This window comes from Myxococcus sp. CA039A, assembly GCF_013336645.1.
GTDB lineage: Bacteria > Myxococcota > Myxococcia > Myxococcales > Myxococcaceae > Myxococcus > Myxococcus llanfairpwllgwyngyllgogerychwyrndrobwllllantysiliogogogochensis.
In genome coordinates this window covers 18790-30311 of the sequence record NZ_JABUMQ010000107.1, presented here as the reverse complement: position 1 = coordinate 30311, position 11522 = coordinate 18790, and the positions used below count along the sequence as shown (strand labels likewise).

Sequence of the window (11522 nt, the reverse complement as noted above, 5' to 3'; positions counted from 1 at the left end):
TATAAGAGACAGCTGCTGGTGTTGGCGGCGGGGGTCTGGGTCGCCTCCGAGCGAAGGGGCGCCGCGTCAGGCGTGCCCCTCCCGTCCGCCGCGCCTTGAACCCTCCGCCGAACTCCCCACTTGCAAGGTCGGGGAATCCTTTGGTCCTCTTGGGTGAACGAAGCTCTTGCTTGCAGTGCAGCGCCTGGCGACGCCGTATGCCCATGGAAACCGCAGCAGACAGCCGTGAGTATCGCGTCCTCTTCTTCTGTCCCGCGTCCAACGCGCGACTGGAGCGGCTGGAGGCACCCGTGCGGCGATTGCTGTCACGCATCCAGGCGCCCCCCGCGGAGCTGACGCCCATCCAGGAGTCGGGCGCGCTCTCCGAGGCCGGTTGGCAGGTGTACCTGGTGCGCTCCCTCACCGAGCGCTCCGCGGCCCAGGCCATGGCCGCGTACGTGAGCGAGGCGACGTGCGCGCTCGCCGCCGAGGTCGACGCGGAGGTGCTGGGGCTCTACGTGGACGTATCCGGTGACTCGGCGCGAATCTGCCGCTGCGGGCCGGAGGACGGGCCGGAGACCTTCGCGGGCCGGAGGCAGGCGGCGCTCAACCGCACGGCCGAGTGGCTGGAGGTGGCGCCCATCCTCCTGTCCGCCATCTTCCAGCTCGACGTGCCGGACGCCGACTACGAGCCGGACGCGGATGACCGCTACGTCGAGGAGAAGCTTCGTGAGGCGCGCGTGCTGATGGAGCGATACCGTCAGGGGAAATGAGGTCTCGAACTCCGGAGGACCTCGCGGGTCGCTGTCCGCGCTGTTTTCTGCCCACCGTGTTGTGCCTGTGCGCCGAGCTGCCCGTCATCTCCACGCGCACCGAGCTGCTCATCATCCGTCACCACAAGGAGACGCTGAAGTCGACGAACACGGCCCGCATGGCCGCGCTCGCGATGCCTCGCTGTCGCATCGTCTCGTATGGCTCGCCGAGCGAGCGCTTCGATGTGTCGACGCTCGAGGACGACGGCGCCACGTGGCTCTTGTTCCCCACGACGCAGCAGGCGCCCGCGCCGGATGCCGCGCTTCCGAAGCGACTCATCGTCCTGGATGGGAGCTGGGGTCAGGCGAAGCGCATGGTGCAGCGGGTGCCCGAGCTGCGCCGGCTGCCGAGCCTGATGCTGCCTCCGCCGCCACCCGACTCACGCAGGCTGCGCAGACCGCCCCATCCGGATGGCATGTCCACGCTGGAGGCCATCGCCGGTGCCTTCGCGTACCTGGAAGGCGAGGACGTGGCGAGGCCCCTCTACGCGCTGCATGAGCTGATGATCGACCGCGTGCTCGCGAGCCGGGGACGCAGGCCCGGCGCCTCGTGTGACGAGGACGACGGGGACTGAACGCGGCTCAGCAGGACGCGCCGTCGGTGCAGCGCGCCTTGCGCATCTCCGCGGCGAAGGGCGTGGGCTCCAGGAAGCCGGTGATGCGCGGACGCGTAAGCACCTTGCCGTCCTGGGCCACGAAGGCCACCGTCGGCAGACCCTCCACCCCGAAGCGCTCCATCAACGCGTCGAGCGCGTCCTCGCTGTTCGTCGCGTCAATCTTGATGGTGAGGAACTGCCCCTCGGACGACTGCGAGATGACCTCGGCCGCCGGGTACGTCTCGCGGTCCAGTTCCTTGCAGGCCGCGCACCAGTCCGCGAAGAAGTCGATGAGCACCGGGCGCCCGTCCGTCTTCGCCTGGGCCAGCACCTTCTCGAACGCATCCGCGGAGAACGTCGCGTGCTTGGCGGGCATCACGTGGTGCCACTGCCAGGACGGCGCGCGCGGCGGCTCGGCCACACCCAGGCGCACCCACAGCTCGCCCACCGGGCCCGCATCCAGCGCGCCACCGCGAATCACCAGCGCCACCACCACCAGCGCCACGCCGAACGCCTTGAACGAGAACTCCCGCGCGCCCTCCTTGAAGGAGCGGTGCACTGCGCCCACCAGCACGCCCACCACCGCCAGCCCGGCCGCCACGGCCGCGCCCGGCACCCGGCCCAGCTCCGCGCCCAGCATCTTCACCACGCCGCGCGCCCAGGGCGACGCGTCCTTCAGGTAGCTGAAGGCCAGCGCGACGAGGACGATGCCCAGCACGCTCTTCACCCACTCCATCCACACGCCGCTCTTGGGCAGCCGCACCGTGGACACGCCGAGGACGAAGAACGGCACGCCGATGCCCAGCGCGTAGATGAACAGCAACGAAGCGCCCAGCGTCGTGTTCGCCGTCTTCGCCACGAAGGCCAACAGGCCCGTCAGCACCGGACCCGTGCACGGCGCCGCCAGGAACCCGGACACGCTGCCCATCAGGAATGCGCCCGCCACGCCCGCGCCGCCCACCGAGTTCAGCCGCGTCTGGAGGCTCGACGGCAGCGCCAGCTCGAACGCGCCGAACATGGACGAGGCGAGCAGCAGCAGGAACACCGCCAGCCCCGTCACCACCGCCGGGTGCCCCAGCATCGAACCGAACGCCTGCCCCGTCTTCGCCGCGAGGATGCCCAGCGCGCTGAACACCACCCCCATGCCGACGATGTAGGACGTGGTGAGCAGCAGCGCCTTGCCCCGGCTGTCCGCCTTGCGGGCGCCGAAGACGGACACCGTAATCGGGATGAGCGGGTAGACGCAGGGCGTCAGCGCGGTGAGCAGACCGCCGCCGAAGACGACGGCCGCGCCCACGAAGAGGCTGCCGGATTCGAGGAAACGCGCCGCGTCGAGCTCCGTGCTCGGCCCGGTGGGCAGCAGCCACGGCACCACGGCCACCGCCACGCCGGCCAGCACGGCCATCAATCCCAGCTTCTTGGCATTCATGCGCGCTTCACTCCGTCTTCCCGAAAGGGCCTGCCTTGTATACGCAGGCCCCGGTCAGCGGGCTACTGCGCCGTGGGGGCAAGCGAGGAAGCGGGCACCTTCAAGCCCGCGGAGCGCGCCAGCCCCATGACGCCCTCCACCGCGGCGGCGATGTAACCAAAGGGATTCGCTCCATCCACCGCCGTGACGTGAACCTCGCCCATTTTCTGCTGGAAGGCCGCCGCCACCAGCGGGAGCTGCTGCGCGAGCGTCATCTGGATGACCTCCGGACTGATGGTGTTCTCGATGTCGCGCAGCGCGCGGGCTCGCGACAGCTCCAGCCCCTGGCGCGCGTTCTCCCGTCGCACCTCCAGTTCGGCGATGGCGACCTCCGCCTCGGCGATGGAGCGCCGGGACTGCACCACCTGGAGCTGGGCCTTGAGCTTCTCCACTTCCTGGAGTTGCTCGGCCAGCTGTCCCTCGTGACTCGCCGCCGTCTGCTCCTGTTCGCGGCGCAGCCGCTCCAGCTCCATCTGCGCGCGGGCGTTCTCCGCTTCCTGCTCCCGCTGCAGGCGCACCAGCTCGAACTTCGCCTGCGCGGCCTCGGCCTCCTGCGCCAGCTTCTGCTTCTCCAGCTCCAGCTTCGCGCGGCCCACGTCCGCGTCCTGCTCGCGCTTGAGCGTTTCCAGGGCGATGCGCGCGCGCGCCACCTCGGTTTCCTGCTCGCGCGCCAGCTTCTCCATGTCCACCTGCGCGCGGCTCGTCGCGAGCGCCCGCTCGGAGACAATCTTCGCCTCCGCCAGTCGCGCCTCGGCGTTGAGCGTCTCCAGTTTGGCCTGCTCGTCGGAGACCTGCTTCTTCTGACGGACCTCCTGCTCGGCGGCCAGCTTGGTGAGCGCCACCTCGCGCTCCACGGTGACCTGCTCCTGCTTCAGCGTGCGCTCCTGGGCCAGCTTCGCCTCGGCCACGCGCGCGGCCACCGACAGCGTCTCCAACTGGGATTGTTCGTCCGCCGTCTGCTTGCGCTGGCGGACCTCGTCCTCGGCCTCCAGTCGCTGGAGGTTCAATTGCCGCTCGGCCTCCGTCTCCTCGCGGTGGACGAAGCGCTCCTTGGCCAGCTCCGCTTCGCGCGCCTGCCGCTCCTGCTCGCGACGGAAGCGCGCCTGCATGTTCTCGAAGACGGTGGACGACAGGACGCGCACGTCCTGGATTTCAATCGTGTCCAGCAGCACGCCCCAGCCCGCGTCCACCGAGTCTTCCAGCCGACCCCGGCCCGCGAGCACGGGCCCGATTTCGCGCATCAGCTCCGCGGCGATGCCCTCCTTGCGCCGCGACAGGCACTCCTCGATGGAGAGGTTGGCGACGAGGCGCCGCGCCGCGCCGACGAACATCTCCCGCAAGAGCTCCGCCAGCTTCTCCTGCGCCCGCTCCGGAAAGGAGAAGTTGAGCATGCGGAAGGCCACCAGCGGGTCGGCGATTCGGTACACCGCGAGGCCCGTCACCTGCACGCCCACCTTCTCGCTCGTCACCTGGTCCGCGGTGAACTGGAGCCGCTGGATGCTGGTGGGGACAATCGCCACCGAGTCACCCGGCAGCTTGAAGCAGCTCGCCCCCTGACCGCTGACGTCGCGCACGCGGCCTCGACGCATGTGGACGAGGAACTCGCTGGGCCGCGCGGTGATGAGGCCCCAGCGCTTCACCTTCTCCGGGTCCTCCGCCGGCTTCCCCGCGCGCCAGCCGTCCGAGTACCGGTTGCGCTCCATCCCCCCGGAGCCTCCCTCCACCCGGACCAGCTGCGTCCGACCGGCTTCCGTGGACTCCGCCTGCTCCCTCGACCGGGCCGTCTGCTTCGCGTTCGCGCTCATGCCTGCCTCCTGATGGACCCCCCAGGTTGCAGCCCCCCAGCCAGCGCGGACCCCACGGGAAATCAGACGCTTACAGGCGACAGTAGCCAGGGTACCGCGCCATTTCGGAGCACCCCGCTCCAGGACGGCGCACCTGGGACTGATCCACCCTGGCCCAGCCGTTCCACCGCCGACATCCCCTCCATCCGGCCAGTCCCGGCAGGTCTCTCGTCCGCCTTATGTTCGCTTGACCCGAGGGCACCCGATTTTATAATTGACCAGTCCGGTCCACATTCATGTGTGACGGTGTATGCCCGCCGCAGCGCGCCCCTTGGGTGGCGCCGGGGTGCGGGGGCAGTCGTAAGCCCCTTCAGGAAGGTGTGGGAAGCGATGCTGAAGCTGCCGATCTACATGGACAACCACGCCACCACGCCGCTGGACCCGCGTGTGTTGGAAGTGATGCTCCCGTACCTGCGCGAGGACTTCGGCAACGCGTCCAGCCGCAACCACGTGTTCGGCTGGAAGGCCGAAGCCGCCGTGAAGAAGGCCCGCCAGCAGGTGGCCGAGCTCATCGGCGCGACGGACCAGGAGATTGTCTTCACCTCTGGCGCCACCGAGTCCGACAACCTCGCGATCAAGGGCGTCATCGAGTACTACAAGTCGAAGGGTGACCACATCATCACCCTGAAGACCGAGCACAAGGCCATCCTGGACACCTGCAAGCGCCTGGAGCGCGTGCGCCAGGAGCGGCTGGACGAGCTGAAGCTCCTGCGCCTGGGGCAGCTGGCCGAGCGCGACGTGTCGCCCGAGGACGTGGCGGAGCTGGCCGCGAAGCACGACCTGGAGAACGACGCGACCTACAAGAAGTGGGCGGAGATGCCCACCGGTGGCGCGCGCGTGACGTACCTGGACGTGGAGCAGGACGGCCGGGTGAGCATGGAGAAGCTCGAGGAGGCGATGACGCCGAAGACGGTGCTCGTCTCCATCATGTTCGCCAACAACGAGATTGGCGTGGTGCAGCCCGTCGCGGAGATTGGCGCGCTGTGCCGCAAGAAGGGCATCCTCTTCCACTGCGACGCGGTGCAGGGCATCGGCAAGGTGCCCTTCGACGTGGAGTCGATGAAGGTCGACCTGGCCTCCATCACCTCGCACAAGATGTACGGCCCCAAGGGCATTGGCGCGCTGTACGTGCGCCGCAAGCCGCGCGTGCGCATCGCCCCCCTCATCGACGGTGGCGGCCATGAGCGCGGCATGCGCTCCGGCACGCTGAACGTCGCGGCCATCGTCGGCTTCGGCCACGCGGCGCAGCTTGCCCGCGAGGAGCTGGCCGACGAGGCCGCCCGCATCCTCCGCCTGCGCGAGAAGCTCCGGAAGGGGCTCACCGACGCGCTGGACATGACGGTGCTCAACGGCTCGCTGGAGCACCGGCTGCCGGGCAACCTCAACATCTCCTTCGCTCACGCCGAGGGCGAGTCCCTGATGATGGGCATCAAGGACGTCGCGGTGTCGTCAGGCTCCGCGTGCACGTCCGCCTCGCTGGAGCCCTCCTACGTGCTGCGCGCGCTGGGCGTGGACGAGGAGCTGGCGCACAGCTCCATCCGCTTCGGCCTGGGCCGCTTCACCACCGAGGAGGAGGTCGACTTCGTCGTCAACCTGGTCGTGGACAAGGTCCGCAAGCTGCGCGACATGAGCCCCCTCTACGAGATGGCCAAGGAAGGCATCGACCTCAAGAGCATCGAGTGGACGGCGCATTAGCGCGTCTTTCCAGGCAATCAGCGGGGCGCATGGCCCCTCGACCGGTGGGCATTGCTCCCCGGAACCTTTGGTGAGAAGCATCCGTTGAAGGAGTTGGCATGGCTTACAGCGACAAGGTCATCGACCACTACGAGAACCCCCGCAACGTCGGGACGATGGACAAGGAAGACCCGAACGTGGGCACGGGCCTCGTGGGGGCTCCGGCGTGCGGCGATGTGATGCGCCTGCAGTTGAAGATTTCCGACGACGGGCTCATCGAGGACGCGCGCTTCAAGACGTTCGGTTGCGGGTCCGCCATCGCCTCCTCGTCGCTCGTCACCGAGTGGGTGAAGGGCAAGACGGTGGACCAGGCGATGACCATCTCCAACAAGGACGTGGCCCGGGAGCTGTCGCTGCCGCCGGTGAAGATCCACTGCTCGGTCCTCGCCGAGGACGCCATCAAGGCGGCCATCGAGGACTTCAAGAAGAAGCGCGCCGCGCGCAAGGCCCAGGCATCCTAAGGGCTGTTGGTACGGCGAACTTCACGACTCCAGGAGGCGAAACCATGAGCGAACAGGCGACCCAGCAGACGACGCAGAGCCCGGTGCCTGGCCCCGCGCCCGTGGCCAAGCCCGCTCCCAAGGGCATCGTCGTGGCGGACAGCGCCGTGGCCCGGCTGAAGGAGCTGCTGGAGCAGCGGCAGACGCCCGAGGCGGGCCTGCGGTTGGCCGTGAAGGGCGGCGGGTGCTCGGGCCTCCAGTACTCCATGGAGTGGTCCGAGAAGTCCCGCGAGCGCGACAAGATTTTCGAGCGGGACGGCGTGCGCGTCTTCGTGGACCCGAAGAGCTACCTGTACCTCATTGGCACGGAGCTGGTGTTCGAGCAGACGCTCATGGCCTCCGGCTTCAAGCTGAACAACCCCAACATCAAGGCCGCTTGCGGCTGCGGAGAGAGCTTCTCCGTCTGAGTGGGGACAGTCCCCGTCCCTTCCCTTCCGGAAGGGACACCGTCACGCGGGGTCCGGCCAGCCGCCGGGCCCCTTTCGTTTGTCCGCCCCACACCCCCATGGAGCACACCGAGTGAGGACCCACTTCGACGTCTTCGGGCTGCCGCGCGCCTATGACGTGGACGTGCCCGCGCTGGAGAAGCAGTACCGCGAGCTTTCGCTCCAGCTGCACCCGGACCGCATGGCCCAGGCCGACGCGCGCGAGCGCCTCAAGGCCCTGGAGGGGACGACTGCCCTCAACGAGGCCTTCAAGACGCTGAAGGACCCGGTGCGCCGCGCCTTCTACCTCCTGAAGTTGCACGGGGTGGACCTGGACCGCGAGGACGCGGGCGCGCAGAAGGACATGCCCCTGGAGTTCCTCGAGGAGGTCATGGAGCTGCGCGAGGCGCTCGACGGGGCCATGGAGAAGAAGGACCTGGCCCGCGTGCAGGCCATGGGCAGCCAGGTGCGGGGCCGGAGCAAGGCGGCGCTCGACGAGGCGGCCGGTGTCCTCAGGGCCCTGGAAGGTGGGGGGCCAGCGGAGGAAGCGCCGGCCCAGGTGAGAAAGGCATCGCACGCGCTGGGGCGGGTGCGCTACTTCACGCGCTTCCTCGAGCAGGTGGACGCGTTCGAGGAGGAAAGTCTGTCGTGAGCAAGAACGGCTACCTGCAGATCCACGACCCGCTGAAGCCCAAGGGCCAGGCCGTGGGCATCGACCTGGGCACCACGCACTCACTCGTCGCCGCGGTGGCGCAGGGCAAGCCCCGCTGCGTCCCGGTGGACGAGGGCGACTCGCTCCTGCTGCCCTCCGTCGTTCACTACGGCAAGGACGGCGGAGTGGTCACCGGCGCGCGCGCGCGCGCCCTGGCTGGCGAGCACCCCACCGACACCATCTCCTCCGTGAAACGCTTCATGGGACGCGGCCCCGACGACGCGGAGACGCGCAAGCTGGGGCACTACAAGTTCGCGCCCGGCGCCAACGTGGTGCGCTTCGACGTGGCCGGCGGCAACCCGGTGACGCCCATTGAAGTCTCGGGCGAAATCCTGCGTGCGCTGAAGCGCCGCGCGGAGGCCCACTTCTCCATGAAGGTGGAGCAGGCCGTCATCACCGTGCCGGCGTACTTCGACGACGCCCAGCGCCAGGCCACCAAGGACGCGGGCCGGCTCGCGGGTCTGGAGGTGCTGCGGCTGCTCAACGAGCCGACGGCGGCGGCGCTGGCGTACGGACTCGACAAGGGCAGCCAGGGCACCTTCGCCGTCTACGATTTGGGCGGCGGCACCTTCGACATCTCCATCCTCAAGCTGGTGGACGGTGTGTTCGAGGTGAAGTCCACCGGCGGCGACTCCGCGCTGGGTGGCGACGACTTCGACCGGGCCATCGCGTCACAGGTCTTCCAGGCGCTCGGCATCACCGAGCCCTCCCTTTCCCTCGTGGCCCAGACGCTGGCGGCCTCGCGCAAGGCGAAGGAGGCCCTCACCGACGCGCCCGAGGCGACCGTCACCGTGGGTGGCCAGTCGCACACGGTGAAGCGCGCGGACTTCGACGCGTGGATTCAGCCGCTGGTGAACAAGACGGGGCTCGTGTGCCGTCGGGCGCTGAAGGACGCGGGCGTGGTGGCCGGGGAGCTGGACGGCGTCATCCTCGTCGGCGGCTCCACGCGCGTGCCCGCGGTGCGGCGCTTCGTGGCGGAGATGTTCGGCCGCGAGCCCCTGGGCGACATCGACCCGGACCAGGTGGTGGCGCTGGGCGCGGCGGTGCAGGCGGACCTGCTCACCAACGAGGACCGGCAGGACGAGGTGCTGCTGCTGGACGTGATTCCGCTGTCGCTCGGGTTGGAGACGATGGGCGGCATCACCGAGAAGTTGATTCAGCGCAACTCCACCATCCCCACGGCGGCGGCGCAGGTGTTCACCACGTTCAAGGACGGGCAGACCGGCCTGGACGTGCACGTGGTGCAGGGTGAGCGCGAGCTGGTGGAGGACAACCGCAGCCTCGCGCGCTTCACCCTCTCCGGCATCCCTCCGCTGGCGGCGGGCATGGCGCGCGTGGAAGTGCGCTTCCAGGTGGACGCCGACGGCATCCTCTCCGTCTCCGCGAAGGAGCAGAGCACCGGAGCCGCGCAGTCCATCACCGTCACGCCGAGCCACGGCCTCACGGAGGATGAAATCGAGCGGATGCTGCTCGACTCCATCGAGTACGCCGAGGACGACATCCAGGCCCGGCAGCTGCGCGAGCAGCGCGTGGACGCCGAGCGCGTGCTGGCCGAGGCGGACCGGCAGCTGCGCGAGCACGGCGCGCTGGTCCAGGGCGACGAGCGGGCCGCCATCGACGCGGCCCTCGCGAAGGTGCGCGAGACGGCCCAGGGCAACGACTACCTGAAGCTGAAGGAGGCCGTGCACGCGCTGGACGAGACGTGCCGCCCCTTCATCGAGCGGGTGATGAACCAGGCCATCACCCAGGTGGTGGCCGGCCAGTCGGTGGAGGACTACTGACGTGCCCAAGGTGATTTTCAAGAGCCCCCTGGCCGAGGTCAGCGTGGACGTGCCCCCGGGGACCATCCTCCTGGACGCGGCCGAGCAGGGCGGGGCCCAGGTGGGCCATAGCTGTGGCGGTGTCTGCGGCTGCTCCACCTGTCACATCTGGGTGCGCAAGGGCCTCGACTCGCTGAGCGAGCAATCGGACGCGGAGGCGGACCGGCTGGACATGGGGTTCGACGTGCGCCCGTACTCGCGGTTGAGCTGCCAGACGGAGGTCAGCCAGGAGGACGTCACGGTGGAGATCACCGAGGAGTCCCTCACCGCGTTCATGGATGAGAACCCCGTCATCCGCCGCGCCCTCGAAGCCGAGGGGAAATGGCCGCTGAAGAAGTGAGCTTGTTACGTAGTTCTTGACGGCGCGGGGCAGGACTTCTATATGTCCGCCCCATCGCAGCAACGCCGCAGCGCCGCGAGGAACCACCTGCCCAGGTGGTGGAATTGGTAGACACACTAGATTCAGGGTCTAGCGCCTGCAAGGGCATGGAGGTTCGAGTCCTCTCCTGGGCACAAAGTTGAGAAGGGGTCCTGGTTTCAAACCAGGGCCCCTTTTCGCTTTTCAGGGCTCGGATTGCCCCCGCGCGCTCACGGTGGCGCCGGCTCGACGGACTCGTGGGCCACGTGGTGCGCCGCCTCGCGCGCCAGGCTGCCTCCCTTGCGCAAGTCCCTGATTCGAATCTTCCGGACGTAGACGGAGATGGCCCCCACTCCGGCCTGACTGAGCACCGTCCCCAGGTGGGTGAGCGTGGCGAAGGCCGCCGCGTCCTCCGGCGAGGCCCCCAGGCTGCGGGCCGCCCAGCTCGTCACGAAGTAGTAGATGCCCATGCCGGCCGGGACACCCGGGAGCGCCTGTCCCAGGGAGATGGCCCCCAGCATCACCGCCCCCGCGAAGAGGCCCCCCTGGATTCCAATGCCGTGCAGCGCCAGTCCGTAGGCCAGCGCGGACGCCAGGACCGGGCCCACCGAGAAGAAGAGCACCTTGCCCATGCCCCGGAAGGAGCGCGCCGAGCCCAGGCCGTCGCTGACGTGATGGAGGAGGCCCTCCAGGCGCGGGAAGCGGTGACGGCGGTGCAGCGAGTTCGCCAGCGGCGCGGACCAGTGGGCCAGCAGCACGACGAGGGCGACCAATCCCACGCACAGGGACACCGCCACCTTGAGCTGCCCCTGGAAGCGAGAGAGCGTGGCGCCGAAGGGCCCCAAGAGGGAGAGCGTCACCAGCAACATCAGCGCGGCGAACTCCATCAGCTTGCAGACGCCGACGGTGCCCAGGCAGCGCAGGAAGGGAATGCGCTCGGTGCGCGACAGGAGGAACGAGCGGAGGATGTCGCCCAGCTTCCCCGGCAGCGCGTTGTGGACGAAGGCGCCAATGGCGACCAGGTGGTAGCGCTCGCGGAAGGGCACTCGCTTGCGCAAGGTGCTCTGCCATTGCACCGCGCGCAGCGGGATGATGGAGGCCTGGAGCAGCACGAAGGGCAACAGCCACACGAGGTGGCCGGGCAGGTCCCTCAGGAACTCGTCCAGGGGGAAGCGCGGCTCGAGCAGTGGCCCCGGGCCTTGAAGGTGCCACCGGAAGAACGCCGTGGAGAGCAGGACGACGGACAGCGCCAGCCCCAGCACGGCGAGCAGCAC

The 11522-nt window shown here is 69.0% G+C and carries 11 protein-coding genes and 1 tRNA gene; 9 read left to right on the top strand and 3 right to left on the bottom strand.

Annotated features, from left to right (window positions below; all coding sequences use genetic code 11):
- Positions 1–203 precede the first annotated feature (203 nt).
- Positions 204–752, top strand: coding sequence for a hypothetical protein (locus HR086_RS19375; protein WP_141644216.1), 549 nt, complete (start codon positions 204–206; stop codon positions 750–752).
- Positions 749–1366 carry a tRNA-uridine aminocarboxypropyltransferase gene (locus HR086_RS19370; protein ID WP_174453541.1) on the top strand — a complete coding sequence of 206 codons (618 nt, stop codon included), beginning with the start codon at positions 749–751 and terminating at the stop codon, positions 1364–1366. The genes HR086_RS19375 and HR086_RS19370 overlap by 4 nt, the downstream gene beginning before the upstream one ends.
- A gap of 7 nt (positions 1367–1373) precedes the next feature.
- On the opposite strand, the gene HR086_RS19365 is transcribed toward HR086_RS19370, so the two are convergent.
- The gene (locus HR086_RS19365; protein ID WP_141644218.1) at positions 1374–2816 is read right to left on the bottom strand and encodes a protein-disulfide reductase DsbD; all 1443 of its coding nucleotides are present in this window, start codon (positions 2814–2816) and stop codon (positions 1374–1376) included.
- A gap of 62 nt (positions 2817–2878) precedes the next feature.
- Positions 2879–4660 carry an SPFH domain-containing protein gene (locus HR086_RS19360; protein WP_174463115.1) on the bottom strand — a complete coding sequence of 594 codons (1782 nt, stop codon included), beginning with the start codon at positions 4658–4660 and terminating at the stop codon, positions 2879–2881.
- A 372-nt stretch (positions 4661–5032) separates the two neighbouring features.
- Here HR086_RS19360 and HR086_RS19355 point away from each other — a divergent pair, with 372 nt between their 5' ends.
- The 7 genes from HR086_RS19355 to HR086_RS19325 all read left to right on the top strand — a co-directional run bounded on the left by HR086_RS19355 (position 5033) and on the right by HR086_RS19325 (position 10403).
- Positions 5033–6394, top strand: coding sequence for an IscS subfamily cysteine desulfurase (locus tag HR086_RS19355; RefSeq protein ID WP_254614657.1), 1362 nt, complete (start codon positions 5033–5035; stop codon positions 6392–6394).
- A 98-nt stretch (positions 6395–6492) separates the two neighbouring features.
- Positions 6493–6894 (top strand): Fe-S cluster assembly scaffold IscU, encoded by a 402-nt coding sequence (gene iscU / locus HR086_RS19350; protein ID WP_141644221.1) that lies wholly within the window; start codon positions 6493–6495, stop codon positions 6892–6894.
- Between the two features lie 44 nt (positions 6895–6938).
- Positions 6939–7340: an iron-sulfur cluster assembly accessory protein gene (locus tag HR086_RS19345; RefSeq protein ID WP_141644222.1), complete on the top strand. Its 402-nt coding sequence runs from the start codon at positions 6939–6941 to the stop codon at positions 7338–7340.
- A 112-nt stretch (positions 7341–7452) separates the two neighbouring features.
- Positions 7453–8010 (top strand): Fe-S protein assembly co-chaperone HscB, encoded by a 558-nt coding sequence (hscB, locus tag HR086_RS19340; protein WP_174466346.1) that lies wholly within the window; start codon positions 7453–7455, stop codon positions 8008–8010.
- Positions 8007–9851, top strand: a complete 1845-nt coding sequence (gene hscA, locus HR086_RS19335; protein ID WP_174466345.1) for a Fe-S protein assembly chaperone HscA — start codon at positions 8007–8009, stop codon at positions 9849–9851. The genes hscB and hscA overlap by 4 nt, the downstream gene beginning before the upstream one ends.
- 1 nt (position 9852) lies before the next feature.
- A complete protein-coding gene (locus tag HR086_RS19330; RefSeq protein WP_141644225.1) occupies positions 9853–10230 on the top strand; it encodes a 2Fe-2S iron-sulfur cluster-binding protein in 378 nt (125 codons plus the stop codon).
- An 89-nt stretch (positions 10231–10319) separates the two neighbouring features.
- Positions 10320–10403 (top strand) — tRNA-Leu (locus HR086_RS19325).
- Positions 10404–10478: 75 nt separating this feature from the next.
- On the opposite strand, the gene HR086_RS19320 is transcribed toward HR086_RS19325, so the two are convergent.
- A complete protein-coding gene (locus tag HR086_RS19320) occupies positions 10479–11522 on the bottom strand; it encodes a lysylphosphatidylglycerol synthase transmembrane domain-containing protein (protein ID WP_141644238.1) in 1044 nt (347 codons plus the stop codon).